The sequence below is a fragment of the Bremerella volcania genome, from assembly GCF_007748115.1.
Classification (GTDB): domain Bacteria; phylum Planctomycetota; class Planctomycetia; order Pirellulales; family Pirellulaceae; genus Bremerella; species Bremerella volcania.
In genome coordinates, this window is sequence record NZ_CP036289.1 from 5,592,001 (window position 1) to 5,618,902 (window position 26,902).

Consider the following 26,902-nt stretch of genomic DNA (forward strand, 5'->3'; position numbering starts at 1 on the left):
CGAAGGGGCGAGGGGACCGGAGAGGCTTAGTGCTTGCTTGCAGGGCGATCAAACCACTTGCGGAGCGTATTGAAGGTTGTATCACGTCCGATCTTGCCAATGCTCATCGTCAGCGGAATCTTCTTTGGGCAGACAGCTACACAATTCTGGGCGTTGCCACAAACCTGAATGCCCCCTTCTTCGGTCAATGCATCAAGACGTTCTCCGGCCATCATCTTTCCAGTGGGGTGCAAGTTGAACAGCACGACCTGACTGATGGCCGCCGGACCAACGAAACCATGGCTGTAAGCCTCGAGCTTGCGCTTTTCGAAGTCGGCGTCCGATTCGCCGGAATGCGGAATTAGTTCGATCTTCGAGTATTGTGGGCAAGCTTCCACGCAGCACCCGCAGGTCATGCACTCGCTCAGCGGATAAGCCATTTCCTGATTGGCACGCGACTGTCTTGGACCTGGCCCCAAGTCATAGTAACCATCGGCCGGGATCCAACCTTTAACCTTCTTGAGGGCGTTGAACATCCGGCTTCGATCGACGAACAAGTCTCTGACAACGGGGAACTTGGTCATCGGACGAAGCTCGATCTCATTGCTGTCTTCCAGAAGTTTGTCGACCAGAGCGGAGCACGACTGGCGGACTTTGCCGTTGATCACCATCGTGCAGGCACCGCAAACCTCTTCCAAACAGCCACAGTCCCAGCAAACAGGCGTGGTTTTTTCGCCATTGGCAGTCTTCGCCTTGGCGGCGATCTTCTGCAGCACGCTGATCACGTTCAATTCGGCCTCGTAACCGAGTTCGAACCGCTGCCAATAACTTGGTTTCCCTGGACCGTCCTGGCGAAGTATTTTGACGAAGAAAGTTTTCGGCTTATTCTGCGAATGGGCAATCATATTCTTAGCTTTTCAGGTTCCAGTTTTCTGTGCCGTACGCTCGGCCGAAACCGAGCCATCTCTTACACATCTGAAGGTAGAAGCTAGCTAGCAGCAGCGGCAGGATCACCTTGGGCTGCTGCCTTCTTCTTAGCTTTCCGTTCCTTCCAAACTTCGCTGATCTGTTCCGCTCCGACGAGGCCATATAGGCGAGGCCGTGGCGGCTCGATGCTGGTATCGACTTCTTCGTAGCTGATGTTGACGTCTCTGCCATCGTAGGTGGCGATGGTGCTCTTGAGGAACTTCTCGACGTTTGCTTCAAACTTGTCGCACCACTCTTCAGCCTGACGGCGATGTTCAGCAGGATCGGTGGCCGTGAGGCCCGGCAACTCGAATTCAGGCTTGTAGTGAGCACCGCGACATTCGTCACGCTGCAAGGCGCCTTTGAGGATTGCTTCGGCGATCGGGAACATGTCTTGCAGCGCCTTAGTGAAGAGCACGTTCTGATTCGACCAGTTGCCAGTATCGCTCAGCGCACACTTCCAAGCTCGCTCCTTCAAGTCGGCCAGCTTTCCGATGCCTTCCTTGAGCTGCGAGTTTTGACGCACCACCGTGGCGATGTTCGTCATCATGTTGCCCAGTTCCTGATGAATCAAGTAAGGGTTTTCATCTCCCTTCTGCTTGAGCAAGGTATCTTGGCGGTCCTGGTGTTTCTTCACAGCCGCTTCGTACAGCGAAGCGGGTTGATCGGCAGCCGACGTCCCCGGGGTCATGCTTCCGAGCAAGGTCTCTAAGCCGGGTGCCAGGAACAGCCCTGAGAAGATACAGGACAACAACGAGTTCGCACCCAGGCGGTTTGCGCCGTGATAGTGGTAGTCGACTTCGCCGATGGCGTACAGATTCGGGATGTTCGTCTGCTGATTGATTGGCGAACCAGCCACCAAACCGCCGCTTTCCTTCTTCTTGTAGTTAGTCCACAAGCCGCCCATGCTGTAGTGAACCGCAGGGAAAATACGCATCGGCGTATAGCACGGGTCGACACCTTGGAATTTGCGGTAGATGTCGAGAATACCGCCGAGCTTACGATTGAGTTCACTCGCTTCGATGTGGGTCAGGTCGAGGTAAACGCACTGTCGATCGGCCTCAACGCTCAGTCCGTCGTTCACACAGACGTCGAAGATTTCACGCGTAGCAATGTCACGTGGAACCAGGTTGCCGTATTCCGGGTAGCGTTCTTCCAGGAAGTAGTAGCGTTCCGATTCAGGAATGTCTTTCGGAGCGCGAGAATCATGAGGGGTTCTCGGCACCCAAACACGCCCCCCTTCACCACGAGCCGATTCGCTCATCAGGCGGAGTTTGTCGGCACCTGGGATGGCGGTCGGATGCACCTGAATGCATTCGCCGTTGCCATACTTGGCACCGGCTTGCACGCAGCGACTGGCCGCCGAACCGTTACAGGTCATGCTCATTGTGCTGCGGCCGTAGATCAAACCACAACCACCGGTCGCGACGACGACAGCATCCGCCTTGAAGGAGCGGATCTCCATGCTGTAAAGGTCTTGGGCAACTGCCCCAACGCATGTTCCGTCGTCATTCAGGACTGGTCCGAGGAAGTCCCACATTTCGTACTTCTTGACCAGGCCTTCCACTTCCCAGCGGCGAACCTGTTCATCGAGTGCGTAGAGAAGCTGCTGACCGGTAGTGGCCCCGGCGAAAGCCGTTCGCTTGTAAAGTGTTCCACCGAAACGACGACGGTCGATGAAACCTTCGGTGGTTCGATTGAAGGGAACTCCCAGACGATCCATCAAGTCGATCACCTTGGGTGCCCACATCGCCATCTCGTAGACCGGTGGCTGGTGGTTCAGAAAGTCACCACCGTAGACGGTATCGTCAAAGTGTTTATACTCGTCGTCACCCAGTTGGCGTGTGGCGTCGTTGACGCTGTTAATGCCCCCCTGAGCACACACACTGTGCGAGCGTTTGACCGGCGTGAGGCTCATCAAATCGACTTTGATGCCCAACTCGGCCAGCTTCATGGTGGCTGCCAGACCGGCCAATCCACCACCGACAACTAGAACTCGCTTCTCTGCCATTCCCGTCCACCTTTGGCTCTTGGGTTTTCAATTGGCGGCGTTTTTCCTTTCGAGTTAAACCGAAAGGAGTCGCGTGGCTTTAACGCTTCGACTCGGCCTTGGCGGCGTCGTCCGACTCTTCCGCGTGGTAGTATTTCGACTCTTTGGAATGCTTGTGGTCGTTCGGCACGATGTCACCCGTTTCGACCAGCAGTTCGTAGGCTTTGTCTTCTTCCTTGCGGACTTCTGCGATCTTCTCTTGACTCATCGAGTAAAGCCCTACGATCGAAGTCATCCCGACGACGGCCAGCAGAACGAACAGCACGTTGGCGACCATCTTGGCCTTCTCTTGCGCTTTGGCACTAATCCAGAAGCCCCAGGTAATGCCGAACGTGAATAGACCATTGGTGAAGTGGAACGTGGCCGCCAACACGCCAATCCCGTAAAGGATTGGCACGATGATCGAGGCCTGCATTGCTTCGGCCCCGCTACTCGCTGCGTTGTAAGGCGAGAACTGGGCCCCAAATAGCGGATGAGCAATGTTATTCACCCAGAAGCTGGCATGGATCCAGCCATGCATATGAAACACGTGCCAGGCAATAAACAGGAACGCAATCAGCCCTGTTGCCCGCTGCATTGTGTAACGGAAGTTGCTGTTATATGGGTAACTTTGCGTGTTGGGATTGCCATCCTTCGTGATGATCAAGCCATAAACAGCATGGAAGATGATTGGTAGAAAGATCAGCGACCACTCGACCAATGGCAATAGCGGCCCCAGGGAATGGATGTGAAACACCAACCGCTGAAACAGCCGCGGCGAGCCAAATACGCTGGCATTCACTGAGAGGTGAACCACCATATAGGCACCGATTGGAATCAGGCCGGTCAAAGAATGCAGGCGTCGCAACAGGAACTCGTTGCGCTGTAAAAAACTAGGTGCCGAGCTCACCACAGACCCTTTCCGAAATCGAGATTCTGCTGGTAGGGCAAAATCCCGCTTACAAGTGTTGTCTTCAGATCGCTTTTTGACGCAATCAGCGCCCTTCGGCCGCTACTCCGACCATCCATCGAAAGGGGCCGCTCGCATGCCACAAGTTATAGCGGAATCACGACTTAGTTATAAGTACCCCTGCATTAAGAGACCGAAAATCAACGGTAGTATCAACACGGCTGATAAAGTAGGCAAGTATTCCTTGCGTTCCTGTCAAATTGGCAGGAGACGACCGTGAGGATGCGCTCAGCCGTTTGTGAAAATGGCCTGAAGATATCGTTTTCATACGTATTTACCGCATCCGATCGATCGCTATTGCACCTGTCAGGCTTTCTGGCCAAAAATGGGAACTATATTTGCATGATTAAGCGTCGAAGCTTTTGTCCTGCCAACACGTTACGCGTGCTTAGCGGCTGAGTGCCATGCGAAATTCAGAACATCCCATCATGCTAATCACTGACGACGATCGCGCTTTTCGCGAGACGATGGCGGAGGTGTTCGCACGTCGTGGGTTTGAGCCCATCTTGGCAGCTAACGGCGACGAGGCAATTCACGTAGCCCAGGGGACAACGGTTCATGTCGCACTATTCGATTTCCACATGCCTGAGCGAACGGGACTGGAATCGATTTCGGCTTGTCGCAGCCTGGGAATCAACATTCCCTACATTCTTCTGACCGGCGGCCTCGACCAAGCCATTGCCACCCAGGCCGAAAGCGTAGAAGTCTTCTCACTGCTCGAGAAGCCTGTCAGTATTCAGATCGTTACCGGCGTGGTCAAGGATGCGATGGCGAGCCATTACCCCTGGTACGAAGCAGGGCGATAAGGCAATATCTCACCCATTGATTAGGTTCAGAAAGTCGACCAGAGGAATGCCCGCTGGCCGACTCACTTCTAAAAACACCTAACACTAGCTCCCCTGGTCAACGGCTCCCGCTGGCGGGATATCGTCCGAGTTAATCTCTTTAGGCGTTCCGTGCCGCTTGACCTCGGTGCCGGGCACAATTCTTGGTCCGTCCGAGGTTTCTTCGATGACTCGTTTCAGTTCTTCGGCATCAACCACCTCAAGCTCCATCAAGCGTTCCGTCAGGGCAACCAGGGCAGCTCGGCGGTCTTCCATCATCTCCTTGGTGCGTTTCAGGAGTTCGTCGATGATGCGTTTGATTTCCAGGTCGATCTCGCGATAGGTTTCTTCGCTGTGAGATCGGGCTCGTTCTTCCGATTGTTCGGGGATGAAGGCCGAACGTCCGCTGGCGCGGAAATTGACCCTCCCCAAGCGGCTCATGCCGTAGTCGGTCACCATGCTGCGAGCGATTTCGGTAGCTCGTTCCAGGTCGTTTTGAGCACCAGTCGAGATCTCTTCGTAGACCATCTCTTCGGCAAGGGTTCCGGCAAGCAGCACCTGAATGCGGCTTTCCAGTTCGCTTTGCGTCATCAGAAAGCGATCTTCCGTCGGCCGTTGCATCGTATAACCAAGGGCCGCCAGGCCGCGAGGAATGATCGAGACCTTATGCACTGGATCGGTGTTTGGCAGACAATAAGCCACCAATGCGTGGCCGCTCTCGTGATAGGCTACACGAAGCTTTTCGTCTTCGTGCATCACGCGTTGTTTCTTCTCGAGACCGGCCGTGACGCGTTCAACCCCTTCGTCGAATTCTTCCATGCCGACGGCCGCTTTGCCCTTACGAGCCGCAAGCAGGGCAGCTTCGTTGACGAGATTCGCCAGATCGGCACCGGAGAAACCGGTGGTGATCGCAGCAACGCTTTTCAAATTGACCGTATCATCCAATTTCACGCTACGGACGTGAACCCGGAGAATATCTTCGCGACCGCCTGCGTCAGGCCGGTCGACCAGTACCTGGCGATCAAAGCGTCCGGGGCGGAGCAGGGCAGGGTCCAGCATTTCCGGACGGTTGGTTGCCGCGATGATGATAATCCCGGCATTCGCTTCGAAGCCGTCCATCTCGACCAGCAGCGCGTTAAGTGTTTGCTCTCGTTCATCATGCCCGCCAACAATTCCGCCGCCTCGGGCCTTACCCAGGGCGTCGAGTTCATCAATGAAGATGATACAGGGGCTTTTCGCTGCGGCTTGCTGGAATAGGTCGCGAACGCGGGCCGCACCGACACCGACAAACATTTCGACGAAGTCACTACCGCTCATGCTGAAGAATGAGACGCCTGCCTCACCGGCGATCGCCTTGGCAAGTAGCGTTTTCCCCGTTCCGGGAGGGCCGACCAGAAGTACGCCTTTGGGAATACGGCCGCCCAGTTCCTGATATTTTTCAGGCGAACGGAGGAAGTCGACAATTTCCTTCACTTCGTCCACGGCTTCTTCGATGCCAGCGACGTCGTCGAAGCTAATGTTCAAATCGTCTTGCATATGCAGCTTGCCGCGACTGCGACCGAATGCAATGGCACTGCCAGTCCCGCCGATCCTGCGAATCATGAAGTAGCAGAATGCAATCCCCAAACCAATCATCAACAGCGGACCGCCATAGATTTCGAAGAAGTTAGGGGGACCAGCTGCCTTGTAGTCGGTAAAGTCCGCCTCGTCGAGCATCGACTGAATCTTGCCGGCCGCATTTTCGCTACGAACCAGGTAGGTCACAATCTTCTGGCCTTCGGTCTTCGCTTTACTCGGATCTTTGCTGTCCATGTTGTAACGATCCACAACAGCGGTAACTGAGCTGGAACCAATTTCAACATTTCGCAAATTTGAGTAGCGGATACTGGAAACTTTGCCGTCGCTGTCCTTCCGCTTGACCGTTACGCCAGGTACGACACCTTCCGCCGGCTTCTCGTCAATCGAAGCAATCAGCTTCTCCAGGTCGGGCTGAGCGAGTTCTTCCGATCCCGACTGCAGCAAGTACATCGCGACCAGGAATACCACCGCCCCGGCCACCAAGATGTACCACAGATTGCCAGAGTTTCCTTTATCACCCCGCCGTTTGGGAGATTCGTCGTTACTATCCATTGGCTTTCGCTTGGTTAATTCAGATTTAACGGGCTGCCCAGCGACTCGCGCTGCCTAGTGGGAATCTCATAGTATACCGGGCATCTCCCCACGACTATCTTCGCCAGCAGGCAAAACTGGACAAGCTGCTAGCTCTCGACCAGAGAATAAGGATTGGTCCGATTGTGCCGACTATCGAAGACGCTGAGGGGCGTCCAGGCATCGCGAACCAGGAGAGAGTGTGTGAAAAAACTTCTTCCTTACACGTGCAATGTCGCGCAAGCATCTCTATATTGAAAATTAACCATACACCTCCGGCGAGTTGCGACGAACGCCAATCGCGACTGCCCCTCTCCTCAGGATGCTTGCCCTCATGTCGGCGAAGGAGTGCCGCGCGACCTTTTAGAGACTTACGCACTTTTTTCGCAGGTTTCCCTGATGCTTCGCCTTTCTCTCCGCCCTGGCCTGTTACTTGCGGGACTTCTTCTATTCAGTCTGCCCCTTGCCGCGGAAGACCGTTTCCTGACGATCGGTGGTGGTCCCGTTGCAGATGGAAATCAGATCTCGCTGGAAAATAATGTTCTGTTTTTCCAGCGTGTTCTTTCTCAGTTAGGACTAGAAAAAGCGGAACATCAAATCTTGTTTGCAGATGGCTCGAATCCGGCCGTCGACCTGCAATATGAAAACGTTGATCGCGACCCGGAAGATATCCATCGACTTTTGGCCGAGATCGTCGGGCCAGGACAGGGGATTAAGTTCGATTATCGCTCCAGCACCATCCCCGGTATCAGCGGCGAGGCAACGCCGGAAAGCATCGAGAAAACACTAGCCGATCTTTCGCATCGCCTGAACTCGGATGACCGAGTCATCTTCTACTTCACAGGACACGGCGGAAAGGACCGTACCAGACCCGCACCGCCGCCAAAAGCCAACGACAAGATGAAAGAGGAAGACGCCAAGTCGGACGACACCAAAGAGGAAGAAACCGATCATAAGAAAGAAGCCGATAAGCCAGCAAAAAAAACTCGCAGGGAACCAACGTATAGTGGAAACGTCACGCATCTCTGGTATCGCGATAAGATGACGGCTAAGGAGTGGACCGAGAAATTAGACGAATTGCCACCCAATGTCCCGTTCGTGGCCGTGATGGTTCAATGCTACAGCGGTGGCTTCGGCAATCTAATCTTTAAGGGGGGCGATCCAGACAAAGGATTAGCCGACCATCGACGCTGCGGCTTCTTTTCGACGGTGCCTGACCGAGTTGCCGCTGGCTGTACGCCAAACGTCGATCAGGCCGAGTATCGCGAATACTCTTCCTATTTCTGGGAAGCCTTGAGTGGTGTCTCCCGAATTGGTGAATCGATCGAGAAGCCCGACTTCGACCAAGACGGTGTCACCACACTTCTGGAAGCGCACGCTTATACTGTACTTCACGCCGACACAATCGACATTCCGACACGCACTTCCGACTTCTTTCTTCGTGAGTACTCAACTCTCCAGGGGGAAAATGACCTTGCCACGATTCACACGCCAATCGATCAACTGATGGCCGGGGCTGACGCCAGCGAGCAAGCGGTGATTGAGGGCCTCAGCGGGCGATTTGAGTTTTCCGAAGTCGACCGAGGCAAACAGGTCGAAGAAGCGATTCGAGATAAGAAGGGCACGAAGCGAAAGGTTGACGGAGACGTTCGTCGTCAACTTGGGGAAATCAATGGATTGAAGCAGAAAATCCGCGAGTCGTTGGAAAAGAAGTGGCCCGTGATCACCAACCCGTGGCATCCTCAAACGATGGTACTGCTGACAGAAGAGCCTGACTACTTGCGATCCAATATCCTCGAGCACGAGGAGTACCCATCGCTGAAGAAAGCAACCACCAAGCTAGAAGAGCTTCGCCAGGAACAGGAAGCCCTGGAACTCGAAATCGTCAAACTGGAACGCCTCAAGTTCTGGCTCGAGCGCCGCGCCCGAGTACTAAACCTGGAAAACACGTCTGACAGCGACATGATTCAAAGGCTACACGCCTTGGTGGAGCTTGAGTCGCAATCGATTTAGCAATCGCCCCAGGGAAATCCACTCAAGCCGAAGAATTGAAAACGAAAATACCTTCTTATCGGCCCAGAAGCGTATTCGTGACTGTGTTTTTGGCCCTTTTCATTTCATGAAATGGCAGACCTCCTAGCGGAGGTAGTTATCTTGACGATTTTGGCGCCGGAAATGACTGGGCACATCCCCCATGGTTCGCTTGAAGCTTCGGATGAAAGACTCGGTGTGGTTAAAACCACATCGGTAGGCGATCTCTGGGATCGCAAGTTCGGTATCGCGCAACAAAACGGCGGCGCGTTCAAGTCGAACCCGTCGTAGAATCACCGCCGGAGAGCGGCCGACGAAACGTTCAAATCGGTTTTCTAGCACACGCCTGGAAACATTGAGTGCAACTTCCAGGTCATGAATGCGAATCGGCTGCTCGGCGTTTTCTCGAATATACTTGATCGCTTCGGCGACGACCTCGTCTTGAAAACCCGTCGCATCTGACGATCGTCGAGCAAGTACGCCACGGGGAGGAATCTCGATCGGCTGTTCAGGGGCCGGTTCCCCTTGGATCATTCTGTCTAACAATTCGGCCGCTCGATAACCTACCGTACGTCCACCCTGATCGAGGCTCGATAACTCCACAGGAGCAAGTGCCGACATCAACGCATCATCTTCGATGCACAAGATCGCTACGTCGTCTGGCACTTCGATCGTGGCATTCGCACACTGCGTCATCACAGCCCTTCCAACCATCGCGCTCCAGGTGATTACCCCTACCGGCTTGGGAAGTTCAAGCAGCCACTGACGCAACAGATGCTCATTGGAACGAATACCGTGCTCGCGCGGGTCCGTTTCCTCCTTGTCGTAAGCGAAGACGTGAAGTTGGGCTTCATCCGCGTCGGTCTTCTCGCGTATGGCATCTTCCATCTCTGTGCCGTAAGGCATATGCGGTGCAGCGCCAATGTAGGCAATGTTGCGGAAGCCTCGATCAAGAAAGTGCTGGGTAGCCATGTGACCGCAAGCCCTCTGATCAGAAACAACATTGGGATAACGCCGGGAGTGCTGCCGAGCCCAAGAGACATTGACGCATGGAATCTTGCGACGCGCGATACTTCGCACCAGCCCCGGACTTGTGAGTCGCCCTATAACACCATGCCCTTTCCAATCGCGTGGCAACTGTAAGGTTTCCCAAAATCCATGCGGCTCGATGAAGCAATCCCAGCCTCCTTGCTCGCCGGCATAGTCAGCCACCCCGCGCAGGACTTCGCGACTCCACTCCGTCGCCGTCTGGACCACCAACGCCACGGAACGTCGGGCCGGCACGCCTAATAAAGAGGTAGACATCACTAAACACCTTTAACGGTCGCGATCCGTCGTGCTTTCCACGCCCTTCCCATCGTCAACTATCCGATTGCAAAAGGGGCATGATGGTTTTCTTAACGATGTGCGAACAGACCGTGCATTATGTCAAACCTTATGCGTATTTTGTCATGTCAACGATTCTCCTTCAAGGCTACCATAAGCCGACATGTGGAAGCGAGCATGCAACGTGCGAACGTATCCCAATCATTTCATCAATATTGTTTTTCTCACCGCGTTTCTTGAAGGCTGACGAAAATGTCTCGAAAACTTAACGGATTCACCCTGGTCGAGTTGTTGGTCGTGATCGCCATCATCGGCGTATTGATCGCCCTGTTGCTGCCAGCTGTGCAACAAGCCCGCGAAGCCGCACGGCGCATGAGTTGTACAAACAACTTAAAGCAGCTTGGTTTGGCCCTGCACAATCATCACGACACCTACGGCAAGTTCCCTGCTGGTGCCAGCAACGAAGAAGACTCTTCCAGCGACGAAACCGGCGGTCACTGGAGTGCCCGCCTACTTCCGTTCGTCGAACAAACGAACCTCTATGAAGCGATTACTCTGACCACCGATTCTGCCAACTTTGCCGCCGGCGGTGGCGGTGTCAGCGGAGCTTCACTAACGAGCAGCAATGCAAGCCATCGCAATATCGCGGCATGTGAAACGCTGGTTCCTGGATTTCGTTGTCCGTCAGCACCGATTCCAGAACAAATTCGTGACACCTCGACCGACAACTGGACAGTACAAAACCGCGTTCCGGCCAGCTATCTAGGCAACTGTTCTGGCACGTTGACCTCCGACTATCAATCAGGTCAGGGGCAGGCATGGTGGGGCAAGTCGGCCGGAGCAGATTTGAATGGCGTCTTCCAAAATTTTCGTCCATTGCGTTTTGCCGACGTAACCGACGGCACTTCCAACACGGTCGCTTTTGGTGAGGCTGTGCCTGATCCTCGCAATACCGGGGCTCGTGAAGACAGCGCCAACGGAGCTTCTGCCCAGAAGGATCACTGGATCATCGGCGGCGACGATGCCGACGTGCCAGCCGACTGGTCGGAAATGTTCGGCACACTGGGCGTCGGAATCAATTTGCCTAAGGTCGATCCAGGTGCGGCAGGCTTCAGCGAATATGAGTTCGGCTACAGCAGTCAGCACCCCGGTGGAGCGATGTTCTGCCTAACCGATGGTTCCGTTACGTTTCTGGCCGAAACAAGCGATGCGGCCACGCGTAAGGCCTATGGCACTCGCAATGGCGAAGAAGTTGTTTCCAACTAACCTGGCACCCTAGCAAAGTGAAGTCTTTCTCATGTCTCAACCATATTGGTTCAGCACGATCCTAAGAGCCTCCGGTGTTGCTTTGCTGGCTTTCGTGGTAGCAGGCTGTGACGTCACTCCTGTGCCACAGACTGCCCGTGGAAAAGTCTTGATCAACGGCCAAGCGCGTGGCGGCATCGAGGTCACCTTCTGGGACGCGATGAATCACGAAAGCATGCTCGTCTCGACGACGACTTCAGACGATGGGACCTTTTTGGTTCAAAATATCCCGCTGGGGGGAATGAAGGAATGCGTCGTGACGTTCTCAAAACCTGCTTTGAAGAACGGACAAGACCTTCCCGTCGACATGAAAGCGTCCGAAGGGAACACAGTCGAACTCGTCCCGAAAGATCTACGCGACCCGAACCAGAGCACTGTGCGTGCAACTTTGCCGACAAACGAGTTTCAATACGACATTACCACGACGAAATAGTTGCCGCGGTAAGGGACTGAATTGCGGTATCCATCCGGCTACCGTAGAGGTGGGCTCGCAGGCGTTCGCGTCACAGCGTTGTTGTACTGCGGATCGAAGTACCAATACATGCCGCCAGGGCTTGAGATATCGCGGAGCCACTGCCGCTGTGTCGGCATGCGAGCGTTCTGCATCAACTCATAGATATCGCTGATAACCGTCGTGTTGTCACCATAATAGGCGTGCCCCATCAAACTGGTATCGATCTTCGTAACATCGATGGTATCGATGCCGTTGAGAACTAAGATATTCGCGCCAACATCGCCGGCGCGAGGATAGCCGTTTACTGCACGCGAGGCCATGAGGGCCACATCATTTTGCGAGGCGTACAACGTAACGTGATGGGCCAGACCCGTCAGATTCGGTGCAATCTTCTCCTTAAAAACGCGTGCGTCGACGTCTGGAGCCGCCAAAATGACTTCATTGAAGATCTTTTGGTTCTGTTGAAGGTCCTGCGCCAACGATTCCACCGCGGCACCAAACGCTCGGTTCCCCATGCTGTGAGCGATCAGATGCACCGACTGGGCACCACTGTGCTGATGGACTTTCAACAGAAACTCTTTTAGATGAGAAGCGGTCCAAAACGAGTTACCGCGATCGGTAACGTATCCCAGAAGTTCCCCCTGGGATGGCCAACTGAAAAAGACCGGAGCCCCTTTGAAATCCAGGTCATGAGTGATCTGGGCCGTACGTCGGGCTGCATCTTCAAAAGTAACGTTGTAGCCGTGGATGAAGATCAGAAGATCACGATTGGGAGACTCTTCGACGCGCAGCTTGAGCATGTCAAAGAACTCCTGCTCTTTCTTCGACTTCACTTCCATCAACATAACGTGGTCTTCCGGCTTCTCCTCAAACTCCCAGTGCACAACGGACGGAGATTCGAGTTGGCCAGCCTGGTGCGATTTAGGAATGCTTACCTTACAGGTTCCCAGTTCCAGATCCCCTTGCTCTTTGCCGTAGACGACAGAGTCATTTGATAGAAAGCGGTCGTACTTGTGGTACTGAACCCAACCTTCCTGCCCAACAACGACCGCTCCACTAACGGCAACTACCACGGTCAGTCCGGCAATAATGTACTGTTTGAATTTCGTGAGGAGGAGCGCGACGGCGATTCCCAAGATCACGCAAGTGACCGCTGGTAGTAACGCATGGAACTTATGGGGCAGCACGCTGCCCGGCCAAACCATGGGCGCACGGTCGGTCCCATAAAACACCTCGACAACATCAAATGGATCATCACTCGCAGCTTCCTCCTGGAACGGTGCAAGTTCGGGCTCGGCTGTCATGGGCTGCATCTCGGCAGGAGCCTGCATCATCCGGGGCTGCTCAAGCGGAGCTTCCATGGCTTGAGGTTGCTGCATCTGCGATGGCAGAGATTTGGGCTGCGAGTAAGGACTCATATCCGAGGCGGGACTCCGCTGAAGATTCGGAGAACTGCCAGACGCACTTGGTGACAAATTCCGCGGAGTATATTTCGGGAGGGGAGCGGTTTCGGATGGATCGGAGTAACCGTACCGGACGTCTGGCTCGGCCTGTGGCGCGTTCCCCTCTGGTCCCAACTGAGGTTCGACGATCTCCATGCTAAATGGCCGCTGCTGTGGTGGCTGTACCGGATCATTCACCGGCGCGGCATCAACAGGAGCGGCGCTTTCAGCATATGGAGCATCATTCGGATCGCCCGACGCGACTTCTTGCTCCCCTTTATCCTGGGCACATCCCAGGACGATCGCCAAGAGGAACAGGCTCAACGAGACTGTTTCCAAGCAGCGAGAAAATGACAACGACTTTGTAGCGTGCTTCGCGTTATCGGACATGGTCCAACCCCCTATTTGCATCCATGCATCCAACCCTCTGTCTGGTCAGAGTGGGGGTGAATCTTAACGGCGTAATGCGACAGGCAAAAGATCGATTTTCTTGACGGACCCCATGCTTGACGCTGTCGATAAACATGGCGACAAATTGCACTAAAACATTGTCAGATGGTCACTTATGACCTAGAAATGAGTTAAATGGACTGACATTACGGCTTGCGAAACCAGCAAAAACCATTTCCTAGCCCAAATCGTCTATGTCTGAGATAACGAACCTAGTCGCGACACTCTTCTATCCTTTAGCCCCGGGGACTTCTCTGATGTTGCCGCTAATTCGACCGCTAGTCTGGAGTTTCGTATTTGCCCTTTGCCTCCCGATCATCGCGACCGCCGCGGAGGGTGATATCGAGGATGTAACCAGCGTTGATGAAACGCTTTACGTCCTGGCACCGACTGCCATTCGCGATGCCATGCAGGATCGAAACTACGACGAAGCGATCCAGCTGATCGACGCGGATTTGGCCAAAGATGGCGGCGACAAAGAGCAACTACTCTATCTCAAAGGACGAGCACTTCATTTCGCTGGTAAGTATGAAGATGCCGTGCGCGTCTTTGAAGAGCAGTTGAAGCGGTTCCCGGACTCTAAATGGTCTCGCAAAGCCAAATTTGCCATAGGGTTAGCTCATGCACGCCGGGGCGATTATCGCAGTGCTGAGGTGGCCTATCGTGAACAAGCACGCTATCTCCTGTCACTCGATCGCAAGGAAGAAGTCGCTGAGATATACCTCAATCTTGCAAGCGTAGCTTACGAGTGCGGTGAGGAAACCAAAGACAACAACGAATACTCGAAGGCTTTGCAGTTCTATCAAAAGGCGTTGGAGGTCGGTCCGAAACCCAAGACGCGGGACAAGATCAACCTGCAGATCGCCCGCAGTCAAAAGCACCTGGGCCAACAGGGGGCAGCGATCAACGTCTACGCGAATCTCGTCTCAAACAGCACCGATCGCACGATCAAACTGATTGCCCGCTACGAGTTAGGTGAACTCTACCTTCAAGCAGGACAACACGCGGCAGCGCGGAAGACATGGGAAGACTTACTTGCGCTGCACGACGGAGAAGACTCTCCACTGCTCCCCAAAGCCGCCTTTCGCTTGGCCGAAACTTACAATTTTCCCAGTCCTCCTTCCGAACAAGATCTAGAACTGGGTGTTGCGGCGTTGGAAGAGTATTTGGCCAAATACCCTGAACACGAGAGTGTACCGGAAGCACACTTCCAACTCGCTCGCGCTTTTTCTAGCCGGGGTCGAGGTGATGATGCCGTTCAAGCCCTGCAATCTTTTCTAAAGATCGAGCAGTACGCTAGTACCGATGCCTACGCGGACGCCCGTTTCCTCTTGGGTTCGATCTATGCCCAACAACACAAATTTGATGAAGCGATTGCCGCCTGGAGCCAGTACCTTTCTAAGCATCCCACGCACTCAAAATGGAGCGAGGCCCAACAGCGCATTATCAATGCTCAGTACCAGAAAGCCGAGTTTGCCTACGCGGAAGAAAACTACGACGAGGCGCGCAAACTTTGGCGTGAATTCCTGGTGAAATACCCGGTTGATTCACGTTCACAACAGATCCAGTTCCGAATTGGCGAAAGCTTCCATCGACAGGAAAACTGGGCTGAGGCTATCTCGGCCTGGCAGCAATTGGCCAGCAAGTTTCCAGGTTCGCAGATTGCCGCCCAAGCCAAGTACAACATCGCTTTGACGACTGAGCAAAAGCTAGAGAAGCTTGCCGAAGCGATCGAGCTTTACAAAGAACTCGCCGGGACACCGTTCGCGTCGCAAGCTCAACAACGCATTACGCTTCTTACTGGCGAACAACTCGAACTCGCAACGCTCCGCAAGTTTCGCTCTAACCAGAAGCCATCGATTCAACTGAAGACAAGGAACCTCGAAAAGGTAACCGTTCAGATCTATCCAATCGATCTTGAAACCTACTTCCGCAAGATGCAAACGACCGGGGGTATCGAAAGCCTGGACATTGCGTTGATCGATCCGGCCGAGAGCTTCACGTTTGAAGTTCCAAAGTACGAGAAATATCGCCTCGACACACACAACGTCGAGATCCCGATTCCTTTGCCTGGCGAGCAGGAAGGGAACAAGGTGGCCGAAGCAGGTGTCGTCGCCGTGACCGTTACCGGCGCTACCAAGGAAGCCACGACGGTCGTTCTGCAAAGCGATTTGGACATGATCGTCAAAAGCTCGCGAGACGAAGTGTTCGTCTACGCTCAGAACATGAAGACCGGCAAGCCGTGGGGGGACGTTCGCTTGTTGATGTCCAATGGCAGCGAGGTCTTCGCCGAAGCGAAAACAGGTGAGGATGGTGTTTATCGCGCCAGTCGAGACGAGCTTCACGGGTCGAGTGATATCCGTGTGCTGGGGGTCGTCGACGGGCATTCAGCCGCCAACATCGTGAACTTGGGCGGGCTCGATGTGGCTCGGGGGCTTGAACGACGCGGTTACCTTTACACCGATCGCCCCGCCTATCGCCCCGGTCAACTCGTGCACGTCCGCGGCATCATTCGTCACGTGAAAGATGACCGCTACACCGTTCCCGCGGGAGAAACTTACCAATTGGAAGTACTCGATCCGCGTGGTCGTTCCCTGCTTTATCGCGAGGTGAAACTCTCTGACTTTGGCTCCGCAGGCGGGCATTTGCTGCTTCCGGCCCAGTCGCCGGTTGGTTCGTACCAGGTGGTAATGAAATCGATCAAGAATAAAGAAGAAGCTTATTACGGTGTCTTCCAGGTCGCCGAATTCCAGCTTCCACGAATCTTTCTGGAGATCGAAACGGCAGAGGACGTCTATTACCGCGGCGAGGTCGTGAAAGGAAAGATCACGGCGAAATATTACCACGGCGATCCGGTCATCAACCGTAATCTGCAGTATTTCCTCGACGGAAAGCAGATCGATGCCCAAACCAACAACAAAGGACAGGTCGAATTCGAGTTGCCGACACGCGACTTACGCGATTCCAAGGTCGTGCAGATTCAGGCCCGCATGCCCAGTGAGAACGCTTCGACCGCGAAGAGTGTGTTCATTTCGGCGGTTGGCTTTACGATCAATGCCTCGATCGTTCGTGATACCTACTTAAGCGGAGAATCGTTTGACGTTACTGCCAGCGTGAAAGATCTGGAAGGAGAACCGCTCGAAACCGATCTAACGCTATCGGTGATGCGACTAGCGGACGATCAACCAGGACAGGCTCAGGAAGTGCTTGTGTCAAAACATGAACTCAAATCAAACGACAATGGGGAAGCTCGACAGACGCTGACGCTTGAAAAAGGGGGACACTACGTCCTGCGTTTCACCGGAGTCGATCGCTTCAAGCATGACATCTCGGCCCAGGCCGCAGTGAACATCTCGGACGAAAACGATCGGATTCGCCTACACATTTTAGCGGATCGACATCTGCTGAAGTCAGGCGAGAAAGCCTCGATCGATGTTCACTGGCGTGGCGAACCGACGATGGCTTTGGTAACGTTCGAGGGTTCGAAGATCCTCGATTATCGTCTGGTGGAATTGAAGTCAGGAAAGAATGCCCTGAAGTTCGACGTCGATGCGTTTTTAGCCCCGAACTTCCAGCTTGCGATCGCGGCGATGACTGATGCCAAGAAAAACGCCGAGATCGACAATGGGGAGGCTGCTATTCGATTTCACACGGCCGAAAGCGTCTTTCAGGTCGAACGTGATCTGAGAATCGAGTTGAAGTTGCCCAAGAATGCTCGGCCTGGTGATACGGTGAAAGCAGAGTTCAAGACAACTGACGCACTAAGGAATCCCCTTCCAGCCGAACTGAGTCTGGCCTTGGTGGAAAAGAGCCTTCTCGATCAGTTCCCGCCCAACTGGGCCAAGCCGAGCAACTTCTGGCAAGGCAATCCACGGGTCTTCGCTATGCGAGCAACTTCCAGCATCGACTTCCACTACCAGCCAACTACCGAAGCGATCGACGAGCAACTCTTGGCGGAAGAAGAGCGTTTAGAAGCGGCCGAGGAAATCCGGCTCGAATTGAGTGACTTCAGTCGTGCGGGCATGCGAGACTTCGACGGAGCGGCAATCGATCCGTTTGGCGCCCCCGCCGATGCGGAAGCGTATGACTACGGCATGAACGCTAACGCTTCAGGCAACGGTGCCTACGGAGGCGGGTTTGGAGGTGGCGGAGGTTTCGGTGGCTCGATGGGACGCCCCGGATATGCACAGCCAAACGCCCCAGCTGCGGCACAGCCCCAAGCCGTACCAGAACTCAAGCAGATGCGTCAAATAGCCGATCGTCTTGCTATTGAAAAAGAATCCGGCAAGAAGATGGTCGCTGGACAACAAGCAATGTATGACTTCCAGCTAGGCGAACAACAGCTGGGCTGGGGAGCGAAAGACGTGCGTTGGGACGACATGTCAACATTCCGCGAGAGAAGTTGGTATTTCGACTCCCAAGGAAATGCCAATCTCGGCGTGCAAGTTCTCGATGCTCGAGGCCGTTACTCAAACCGAGCCATTCAGTTGTCCGAGGGAAAGATTGCAAACAACGAATTGTTCGCCATGGTCGACGAAGCCGCAAAGAACGGCGACCTTCTGCTGCCTGGCTTACCTCCTCAGGAAACCGCTTTCTGGGCCCCCAGCCTTGTCACTGACGAAAAAGGTCTAGCCAGTGTCGATATTACGCTGCCACCCAATTCAACAACTTGGAAACTGCTAACCAAGGGCATCACTGTCGAAACGCTGGCTGGCGAGGCGGAAACGGAGCTAACGGTCGCTAAGCCGCTATTTGCAGATTTAACGCTACCGATGGCACTGCAAAGTGGCGACACGATCCAGATTCCTGTTCGAGTCTTTAAGACCAACGGCAAGCCAGCCAAGGTCGAACTGGCCCTTGAGATCAGCATCGGCGAGAAGAAAGTCACCCAAAAGAAAACCATCGAATTCAAAGACGAAACGGAAAAGGATCTGCTCATTCCTCTCGAGCTTGATCCGGCGGCCGTGAAGAGCGCCGATCCGGCTGTAGCCGAATTCCGCTTGGAAGTTCGCTCTGGCGATATCGCTGACGTCCAGCGTCAATCTGTGCCGATCCGCCTCCGCAGCTATCGCCTTGTCCGCTCGGACGCAGGCCAAGCTTCCAGTGATATGACTGCCGTAGTCAAATACCCTGAAGGAATGCCTTGGGAGAACCCCACGCTCAGCATCGTGATCGGTCCCAATGTGCGTTCCGATCTGATCAGCGTGCTGGATCCTCCAGTGGTACCCATCTATCGATGTGGCACCATCGCAGCGACGCCAATCGACACGCTGACGAGCGATATTCTCGCCGGCATCGCGTTGGAGAGCTTACTGAAGCAAAGCCCCGATCAAGGCGGCCCTTTTCTCGATACGGTGAAATCCAAGGTTGATGCCGCGATCGCTTCCCTGATCGTCATGCAAAACGACAATGGCGGATTCAGCTGGAGTGGCTCGCAAACGGGAACCAACCGCTATTCGACGGCGCGAGCCCTCTGGGCATTGGCTGCGGCTCGCAAGGCAGGGCATCGCATTGATGCAGATCTCGTTCAGAAGACGGTTCATGCCGTTAAGAATGAAATTCCCAAGCTGCCTGTCGGTGATTACGACAGCAAGGCAACCCTGTTGCACGCTTTGACCATTTCAGGTGCTGGCGACTTCTCGTTAGCTAATCAGTTGCATCGTAATCGCCAGTCTTTAACCGCTTCAGGCTGTGCCTATCTGGCACTGACCTTTGCCGAAATGAATCGCAGCGATACGGCCCGCGAATTGACGGATCTGGTCAAGAGCAAAATCGGTCAACAGGGCATCTCTGGCTGGAATAGTTCGGATGTCGAGTCCAAAGCCTTGTACGCGATGTGCGTCCTGGCAACCCAACCTAAGTCGCCCGAAATGACGAAAGTAGCCAAAGACGTCCTTCAAGCTCGCAGCGGACATCGTTGGCACCCTGACAAAGCGACTGGACCAGCCATGATGGCGATTTGCGGCTGGACTTCTGGCCAGGCATTGGCAGCCGACGAATATCAACTAACCATCCTCGTGAATGACAAAAAGGTTAAGACTCTAAAGATAGACGCGCAGAGCCTAACGCAATCGATTGATATTCCCGCCGATTTCCTGAAGCGAGGCAAGCAGGAAACCGTTCGCTTTCAGTTGGCCGGACGCGGCGAGTTCACCTATCGCTGCGAACTCTCAGCGGACGTTCCGCTGGACAAGCTTCAGTCGAATACTTCACGATGGTACGTACGTCGCTACTACGATCCAGCACCGCTGCGGTTCGATGGCGAAGAAATTCCTCGCGGCTTCGGAGTGGTCAGTGGTAGTTACCAGTCATTCCGCAACGAACTTACCGAGTTGCCCTCCGGTGAACGAGGTCAGGTACGCGTCAACATCTATCGCAGTAACGTGCGAAACGATGAAGAAGAACAACAGATGGAATACCTGGTCGTCACCGAGCCCATTCCATCCGGGGCGACGGTGGACCCAAGTTCGATTAGCGGAAGCTTTGAACGCTACGAAATCCACCCAGGCTACATCTTGTTTTACCTGGGGCCAAGTCGTGGCTCTCGCTACTTGAACTACGAACTTGTTGGCATTCAGCCAGGCAGCTATTACACCGGTCCCACGTTGGCCCAGGATGTGTATCGTCCTGAAAGCCTCGCCGTAGGTGAGTCGAAGTCGCTCAAGGTTCTCGCCAGCGGAGAAGAGAGTGGAGACAAGTACCGTCTTACGCCCCAGGAACTCTACGAACTCGGTCGTCGCAAGTTTGACAAGGGGGATTTCGCCGGGGCCGAAGCTCACTTGACGGACCTGTTCAGCAACTGGTCGCTCGACAACAATCCGTTCCGCGAAACCACCAAGATGCTGTTCGACATTCACCTTCAAGCCAACCACTCGGCTGAAGCGGTCAAGTTCTTTGAACTGCTGATCGAAAAGTTCCCGGACGAACAGATTCCTTTCGCCAAGTTGTTGAAAGTAGGTGATGCCTACAACGAACTTGGCGAATATGAACGAAGCTATCTCGTTTTCCGAGCCACGGTTGAAGCCAACTTCATGGTCGAAAGCCAAGTGGCGGGTTTCTTAGTCGATCAAGGAGAAGTCATTCGCAGTATCAAGGTAATGGAAGACCTACTGAAAAACTCGCCCCAGGAATCGTATACCGCAATTGCCGAGTATGCCTTGGCAACCGATGTGTACGGCAATGCAGCCCAGGCTGCTGCCTCGCGAGAAGGAAAGAACCTGAAACTGACCAAGGTTCACTTCCTAAAGAAATCGCTGCAAATGCTAGAGCAGTTCCTGACGACCCATCCCGAAGATCCTTCGGCGGATGAGGCAGCGTTTGCTTTGGCGTCGGGCATGACCGAACTCGAACAATATCAGCAGACAATCAAGCTGTGCGAGAAGTATACGGATCGTTATCCCAAGAGCGATCACTTGAGCAGCTACTGGTATCTTACCGCGTTCTGTCACTTCGCGTTAAGCGAACCAAAGCAGGCCCTGGAAATGTCCGACAAAGTCGCCCAGAGCGTGCCTGCTTCGCAGCGAAACTCGAACAGCGTTGCCGCTCAGAATCGCTGGCGAGCCATTTACATCATGGGGCAGATTCACCATTCTCTGAACCAAGCCGCCAAGGCAATTGCCAACTACACGGAAGTGAAAGATCGATTCGTGGATGCGGCTCAAGCTATTAACTACTTCACGCGGCAAGCGATTTCCTTAGAGGAGGTCACCAGTTTCCTACCAAATGAAAAGGTTCATTTGACCCTCGACTACCGCAACGTGAAGGATTGCGAGATCAAGGTCTATCGTATCGACCTCATGAAGTTTGGCTTGCTACAGCGCAACTTGCAGAAGATTACCACGATTAATCTTGCGGGAATTCAGCCGCTGCATGAAGCGACGATCGAGCTTGGCGACGGCAAGGACTACCAGGACAAAGAAAAAGACGTTCCACTTCCGCTGAAGGAAGAAGGGGCATATCTGATCGTTGCTCGGGCAGACAACCTACACGCCAGCGGCCTGGTCCTGATCAGCCCTTTGAAACTCGACGTCAACGAAGACAGCGTTTCGGGACGCGTTCGCGTCACCGTCAAGAATAAGATGAAAGACACCTACGTCGACGACGTACATGTCAAAGTCATTGGCACGAACAATTCCGATTTCGTTTCCGGCGATACGGACCTTCGTGGGATCTTCATCGGGGATGGCATTCGGGGACGCAGCACCGTGATTGCCCAAGCCGAGAAGGGAGAGTACGCGTTCTTCCGGGGTACAACCGACCTGGCTCTTACGCAAGAGGAGTTAAATCGCCGCAATACCTGGCAATCTGAATCTCAGGTACAGCAAGGCCAGCAAGCACCGACGAACCAAATGGATGCCAAACAGGAACTGTTGGAGGGGATTCAATCGGGTAACAGCGTGATTCAACAAGAACAACGCCGGAACCTTGATCGATTTTACCGAAACGACGTTAAGGGAGGCATCAAGAACTTCAAGTTCTAAACGTCGAAGTCATCGGCACTACTTCGCCTAATCGCGAAGTGGTGCCGCCATGGCCGTGGCGATCGGCACGAAGACAATCAGCGGGATGAAGGCCGCCAACGACGTTGGGCGAATCCACGAGGTCGCTCCCATTGCCTTACATACCAAAGTGACGGCGTAAAAGCACATGACCAACAGCAGACAATAGCCGATGGCAATGAAGATGTTGCGATTCTCTTTTCGCAATACAATCGGCAACCCCAAAAAGAGTAGCGTGATATCGAGAAATGGCTGCACGATTCGACTATGAATCTCGGTACGGACGTCAGCTCCAACATCGAGGCTACGATTGCTGAGCGTGGCAATCAGATCGTAGGTCGATGCGTAGTCACGCCACTGGCTGCTGGCTGTTAGCTGCTCGAAGGTAAGCTCGGTTGCCAGAAAGCACTGATCGGACTTAAGCCAGTTGTGGTCGGCTGGCATGAGTACTAACGGAGTTCCCTCAAAGTCGACCGAAGCAACGCCTTCGGTGGATGCCGGCTTGCTGAGGTTGTCGATCAGAAAGCCACTGGGATGATCTTCGGTGGCGGCTTGATAGTAAGCGTTCTCGCCATTGATCTGATTTCCGATCCCCTCATAGTTTTGGTCCAGGCGAAAGTTCGGCGACTCAATTCGCGAATCGCTGGCGACCGTGGCCGCACCGTTCAATAGAACGCCGGTCCGATTATCGAACTTCGGTTGAAAGGTCTTTTTCGATTCGCCAAGCCAATCCTGAGCATTTCTCGTCAGACGATCCATGTACTGGGGAATGAGAAGTTCGCGATTCAGAACACCTAAAATGGCGATCACGATTACGGCAATAATCACCGGCCGTACGATACGAGCCTGGGAAATACCGGCAGCCATCAAGGCCGTCATTTCATTATGACGCTGAATCCACGTTACGGTAAACATGGCCGAGATTAGGGTGAGGATACCGCTGGTCATCCCAAAGAAGGTAAACACACGCGGACTGTAGTAATCCCACAGAACACCAAAGGTGCTGCCCGTTTGGTCGCCGTATTTGAGGAATTCGTCGAGGTTGTTGAACGAATCGATGACGATGAACAGCCCCGTGAAACTGATAAAGAATATCAGAAACGATTTGAGAAACTGAATCAGCAGATATCGGTCGATCAGCAACATAGGTAAGGCCTTCCGGCCGGCTTGCTAGCACAGACGAATTACGGATGGAGGGGGTTATACCCATTTTGGAAAATTCCCCAAAGACGAATTCGTTTGACGACCGGCCTCGCAGAGCGGATAAAATCAACTGCTAATACTCGATCCGATGTTCCAGTCAACGGCTCTGCGAACCCGAATTCCATGTCTCAGAATTCCATCTCAAGCAAGGTTCGTCATATCGGAAGGTCTCTAGCAGACCTCTTGCTTCCCGGCTGTTGCTGCCTTTGTTCCGATGAGGTCGCCACGTACCGAAATCCCAAAGTCATTTGCCCTACATGCGAGCGCGAACGGGCAGAGGCGAAGAAGTGTATTCGCTGCTCGGCAGTGCTATCGCATGAGAACGCACTCCTATCAGAAGACTGTCCAGCTTGCCACCACCTGAAGCTTCCCTTCGAGGAAGTCACCTCCGTGGGCAATTACGAGGGAACGTTACGCAAGGCAGTTCTCTTGGCGAAAAGTAATCGTGGCACGCCCGCAGCGTGGGATTTAGGGCAACTTCTGACGAGCAACCTGGAGGGGAAAACGACGATGCAGCCGTGGATTGTGCCCGTGCCCATGCATTGGACACGGCGAATTCGCCGCGGTACCGATACGGCAGCGATATTGGCCAAATCATTTGCGCGCAAGACGGGCTGGCCATATCGCAAGCTCGTCTATTGTCAGCGCCGTTTGGCCAAGCAGAGTGAGTTACCAATTACCTCCAGAAAGAAAAACGTTCGCAATGCGTTTGCTGTCCAGAGACCGATATTGCTGGATCGTCCGATTGTGCTGGTGGACGACATTATGACGACCGGAGCGACGCTGGTTGAGCTGTCTCGCATTCTTCGCAAAGCAGGAGCTTCGGAAATCCGCGTAGCAATCGTCGCTCGTTCCACTCCTCAGTACCTTAACGTTTAGGCAGACATTGACGGCAATTTTAATGAAAATGCAACCGGATTGACTATTTTCTTCGCGTAGAAAGGATCGAAGCAAGAAGGAAGGGTATTCACGCGATTAGGCGACTCGGGCGATAGAAAATGCAGCCGTTGTCCAATCAAGGATGCCCTTCTCCAGATCCTGCATGATGTCTCGCTTGTTAAAGAGCCGACAAGGTATCCTCCCATGACCAGTGAATTGACCAAGACCGACCCGAAGAAAGTGAGCGGCTTTTATTCTTTTCGCCGCGCGGTTCTCCGCGGCTTGGCGATCGCTGCTCCTCCGCTTCTAACGATCGTCATCTTCATTTGGATCCTTGCCACGATCCAAAGCTACATACTCGCACCGATCGAAACGACGGCCCGTTCGGCTATTGCTTGGGCCATCCAGGATGTTCATCGAGAACTTCCCAATGCGGCTCCCGAAGCAACTCGTGCCGAGTACGACTCAGAAATCTACCGAAAGACGGCCAACGGGCAGTGGGTCCCCGAGAAGATCTACAACTTCGTGTACGAGCATCTCCATGATCAACCGATGCCGGCATCCGGTTATGGTGTGTATGAGCAGTACGTTCAGTATCGCTGGCTGAAACGTGAACTTACGATTCCTTCACTGTTGGCCGTCTGCTTACTAGCCCTCTATTTCACCGGAAAATTTCTTGCAGGGGGCCTCGGCCGGATGATCTGGAACGCTTCCGAACGGCAAGTTATGCAACGGCTTCCGATTATTCGCAATGTCTATGGTTCTGTGAAGCAAGTCACGGACTTTCTCCTAAACGAACAAGAAATCCAGTTCACCCGGGTGGTTGCGGTCGAGTATCCACGTAAGGGGATGTGGTCGCTTGGTTTTGTTACCAGCGAGAGCATGCTCGATATAAAAGACAAAGCCGGTGAGCCTGTCGTAACGATCCTGATTCCAACCTCACCAATGCCAGCTACGGGTTTTACCATTAACGCCAAGAAGAGTGAAACGATCGAACTGAATATCACTCTGGATCAAGCGTTTCAGTTCATCGTCAGCTGCGGTGTTGTCGTTCCTCCGCAGCAACAGACGCAAGTATCTCCCGTCGCGGGGCAGATTCAAGCTCGTCTGAAGCAGAAGCAAGAATCGGAATCTGGCAACGAATCACAACAGGATAGTGGCTAGGCTGACCATTTTTGATGCTTCGAATTATCAGTTTTTGCGAATATCTGCTTTTACTGATCACCCCAACTCCCCTAATGCTCATTTGTTTTGTATGCTAATGACTCGTTCAGATCTTTAGCCAGCCTAATCACTTCATGAGCGTGACCTGACCTGTTGGTCTGGATAGCCAAAAGTCTGAAAGCACCACAAAGACGTCAGCCTCAGCCCAATCATGCAACTGGGTCAGGTGACCTCCATCTCATCCCGCCTTCGATTCATGGAACGAAAAAGCACGTATGAATGGTGAGCCTCTCCGCATCGGTACGCGCAGCAGCCCGCTAGCTCTATGGCAAGCCCACTGGGTTGCTGAAGAACTCAAACGAAGCGGACAATCCGTTGAAGTCGTTCATGTTTCAACCAAGGGGGACGTCACCTCTGGCCCCCTCGGCGAGATCGGTGGCCAAGGCCTGTTTACCAAAGAGATCCAAGCGGCTCTGCTGGAAAACAGGGTAGATGTAGCCGTTCATAGCCTGAAGGATCTTCCTACGGATCCAACGCCTGGTCTTGCACTGGCGGCGGTACCGACGCGTGAAGCGTGCGGCGACGTACTGGTCTCGCGAGGTGGATTTCATGTCGATTCGCTACCACAAGGGGCTATCATCGGTACCGGTAGCGTCCGTCGCCGCGCTCAACTACTTCATGCCCGCCCCGATCTTGAAATTCGCGACATTCGAGGCAACGTCGAGACTCGTCTCCGAAAGATGGACGAAGGCGAGTACGAAGCCATCGTCTTGGCCGAAGCTGGGCTTCGCCGCTTAGAAATGGCTGACCGGATTGTTCATGTGATCGACAAACGTGTCATGCTACCTGCCGTCGGGCAAGGTGCCCTGGGGATCGAAGTCCGTGATTCCGATCAACGCGCCAAGGTAGCCGTTGGGGTCCTGCATCACCCCGACAGTTACCACTGTGTGCAGGCCGAACGCGTGTTGCTAGCAGAGCTGCGTGGTGGCTGTCTGGCCCCGGTGGGTGCGTGGGCTCGACTCGAGATCGAACGCGATCTTTTACATCTCGATGGGGTAGTAATCAGCGGAGATGGTGTTCAGAAGATCTCAGCTTACGCCTGTGGACCGCCCACCAAAGCTGCTGAAATCGGACGTCAGGTGGCTTCGCAACTGATCATTCAAGGGGCTCAGCGTATCATCAGCTACGCGAGAACTTCTGGCGGACGCGGTTAACTATTGCCGCCATCCGCAAT

At 53.9% G+C, this 26,902-nt stretch carries 15 protein-coding genes; 8 read left to right on the forward strand and 7 right to left on the reverse strand.

Going from position 1 to position 26,902, the window contains the following annotated elements; genetic code table 11:
• Nucleotides 1-26: 26 nt before the first annotated feature.
• The 3 genes from sdhB to Pan97_RS22270 form a co-directional block, all read right to left on the reverse strand.
• Nucleotides 27-884, reverse strand: a complete 858-nt coding sequence (gene sdhB, locus Pan97_RS22260; protein ID WP_144976463.1) for a succinate dehydrogenase iron-sulfur subunit — start codon at nt 882-884, stop codon at nt 27-29.
• An 83-nt stretch (nt 885-967) separates the two neighbouring features.
• Nucleotides 968-2,956 carry a succinate dehydrogenase flavoprotein subunit gene (gene sdhA, locus Pan97_RS22265; protein ID WP_144976465.1) on the reverse strand — a complete coding sequence of 663 codons (1,989 nt, stop codon included), beginning with the start codon at nt 2,954-2,956 and terminating at the stop codon, nt 968-970.
• 79 nt (nt 2,957-3,035) lie between these two features.
• Nucleotides 3,036-3,842, reverse strand: a complete 807-nt coding sequence (locus Pan97_RS22270) for a succinate dehydrogenase cytochrome b558 subunit (RefSeq protein WP_196782186.1) — start codon at nt 3,840-3,842, stop codon at nt 3,036-3,038.
• Between the two features lie 530 nt (nt 3,843-4,372).
• Between Pan97_RS22270 and Pan97_RS22275 the strand changes: the two genes are divergently transcribed.
• Complete coding sequence (locus Pan97_RS22275; RefSeq protein WP_165698919.1) at nt 4,373-4,750, forward strand: response regulator; 378 nt, start codon at nt 4,373-4,375, stop codon at nt 4,748-4,750.
• 84 nt (nt 4,751-4,834) lie between these two features.
• Here the strand turns inward: Pan97_RS22275 and ftsH are convergent, their stop codons facing one another.
• Nucleotides 4,835-6,898, reverse strand: a complete 2,064-nt coding sequence (gene ftsH / locus Pan97_RS22280) for an ATP-dependent zinc metalloprotease FtsH (protein WP_144976470.1) — start codon at nt 6,896-6,898, stop codon at nt 4,835-4,837.
• A gap of 417 nt (nt 6,899-7,315) precedes the next feature.
• Here ftsH and Pan97_RS22285 point away from each other — a divergent pair, with 417 nt between their 5' ends.
• Nucleotides 7,316-8,929: a GPI-anchor transamidase gene (locus Pan97_RS22285; RefSeq protein ID WP_196782187.1), complete on the forward strand. Its 1,614-nt coding sequence runs from the start codon at nt 7,316-7,318 to the stop codon at nt 8,927-8,929.
• Nucleotides 8,930-9,052: 123 nt separating this feature from the next.
• Here Pan97_RS22285 and Pan97_RS22290 read toward each other — a convergent pair whose 3' ends face one another.
• The gene (locus Pan97_RS22290) at nt 9,053-10,252 is read right to left on the reverse strand and encodes a XylR family transcriptional regulator (protein ID WP_144976472.1); all 1,200 of its coding nucleotides are present in this window, start codon (nt 10,250-10,252) and stop codon (nt 9,053-9,055) included.
• 273 nt (nt 10,253-10,525) lie between these two features.
• Here Pan97_RS22290 and Pan97_RS22295 point away from each other — a divergent pair, with 273 nt between their 5' ends.
• Nucleotides 10,526-11,539, forward strand: coding sequence for a DUF1559 domain-containing protein (locus Pan97_RS22295; protein ID WP_144976474.1), 1,014 nt, complete (start codon nt 10,526-10,528; stop codon nt 11,537-11,539).
• Between the two features lie 31 nt (nt 11,540-11,570).
• Nucleotides 11,571-12,011 carry a hypothetical protein gene (locus Pan97_RS22300; protein ID WP_144976475.1) on the forward strand — a complete coding sequence of 147 codons (441 nt, stop codon included), beginning with the start codon at nt 11,571-11,573 and terminating at the stop codon, nt 12,009-12,011.
• Between the two features lie 38 nt (nt 12,012-12,049).
• On the opposite strand, the gene Pan97_RS22305 is transcribed toward Pan97_RS22300, so the two are convergent.
• On the reverse strand, nt 12,050-13,864 hold the full coding sequence (locus Pan97_RS22305; protein WP_165698920.1) for an alpha/beta hydrolase: 1,815 nt from the start codon (nt 13,862-13,864) through the stop codon (nt 12,050-12,052).
• A 317-nt stretch (nt 13,865-14,181) separates the two neighbouring features.
• Between Pan97_RS22305 and Pan97_RS22310 the strand changes: the two genes are divergently transcribed.
• The gene (locus Pan97_RS22310; RefSeq protein WP_165698921.1) at nt 14,182-22,404 is read left to right on the forward strand and encodes a DUF6340 family protein; all 8,223 of its coding nucleotides are present in this window, start codon (nt 14,182-14,184) and stop codon (nt 22,402-22,404) included.
• A 27-nt stretch (nt 22,405-22,431) separates the two neighbouring features.
• On the opposite strand, the gene Pan97_RS22315 is transcribed toward Pan97_RS22310, so the two are convergent.
• Nucleotides 22,432-23,568: an LptF/LptG family permease gene (locus Pan97_RS22315; protein ID WP_144976481.1), complete on the reverse strand. Its 1,137-nt coding sequence runs from the start codon at nt 23,566-23,568 to the stop codon at nt 22,432-22,434.
• 486 nt (nt 23,569-24,054) lie between these two features.
• Here Pan97_RS22315 and Pan97_RS26360 point away from each other — a divergent pair, with 486 nt between their 5' ends.
• From Pan97_RS26360 to hemC, 3 genes are all read left to right on the forward strand, one after another.
• Nucleotides 24,055-24,504, forward strand: coding sequence for a ComF family protein (locus tag Pan97_RS26360; RefSeq protein ID WP_165698922.1), 450 nt, complete (start codon nt 24,055-24,057; stop codon nt 24,502-24,504).
• A gap of 204 nt (nt 24,505-24,708) precedes the next feature.
• Nucleotides 24,709-25,668 carry a DUF502 domain-containing protein gene (locus tag Pan97_RS22325; RefSeq protein ID WP_144976485.1) on the forward strand — a complete coding sequence of 320 codons (960 nt, stop codon included), beginning with the start codon at nt 24,709-24,711 and terminating at the stop codon, nt 25,666-25,668.
• Nucleotides 25,669-25,943: 275 nt separating this feature from the next.
• Nucleotides 25,944-26,882, forward strand: coding sequence for a hydroxymethylbilane synthase (gene hemC / locus Pan97_RS22330; RefSeq protein ID WP_144976487.1), 939 nt, complete (start codon nt 25,944-25,946; stop codon nt 26,880-26,882).
• Nucleotides 26,883-26,902 lie beyond the last annotated feature (20 nt).

Coding starts and splice junctions, on each gene's coding strand:
- Pan97_RS22295 (WP_144976474.1), top strand. CDS start 10,526: ATGTCTCGAAAACTTAACGGATTCACCCTGGTCGAGTTGTTGGTCGTG.
- Pan97_RS22285 (WP_196782187.1), top strand. CDS start 7,316: ATGCTTCGCCTTTCTCTCCGCCCTGGCCTGTTACTTGCGGGACTTCTT.
- Pan97_RS22315 (WP_144976481.1), bottom strand. CDS start 23,568: ATGTTGCTGATCGACCGATATCTGCTGATTCAGTTTCTCAAATCGTTT.
- sdhB (WP_144976463.1), bottom strand. CDS start 884: ATGATTGCCCATTCGCAGAATAAGCCGAAAACTTTCTTCGTCAAAATA.
- hemC (WP_144976487.1), top strand. CDS start 25,944: ATGAATGGTGAGCCTCTCCGCATCGGTACGCGCAGCAGCCCGCTAGCT.
- Pan97_RS22325 (WP_144976485.1), top strand. CDS start 24,709: ATGACCAGTGAATTGACCAAGACCGACCCGAAGAAAGTGAGCGGCTTT.
- Pan97_RS22300 (WP_144976475.1), top strand. CDS start 11,571: ATGTCTCAACCATATTGGTTCAGCACGATCCTAAGAGCCTCCGGTGTT.
- Pan97_RS22310 (WP_165698921.1), top strand. CDS start 14,182: ATGTTGCCGCTAATTCGACCGCTAGTCTGGAGTTTCGTATTTGCCCTT.
- Pan97_RS22290 (WP_144976472.1), bottom strand. CDS start 10,252: ATGTCTACCTCTTTATTAGGCGTGCCGGCCCGACGTTCCGTGGCGTTG.
- ftsH (WP_144976470.1), bottom strand. CDS start 6,898: ATGGATAGTAACGACGAATCTCCCAAACGGCGGGGTGATAAAGGAAAC.
- Pan97_RS22305 (WP_165698920.1), bottom strand. CDS start 13,864: ATGTCCGATAACGCGAAGCACGCTACAAAGTCGTTGTCATTTTCTCGC.
- Pan97_RS22275 (WP_165698919.1), top strand. CDS start 4,373: ATGCTAATCACTGACGACGATCGCGCTTTTCGCGAGACGATGGCGGAG.
- sdhA (WP_144976465.1), bottom strand. CDS start 2,956: ATGGCAGAGAAGCGAGTTCTAGTTGTCGGTGGTGGATTGGCCGGTCTG.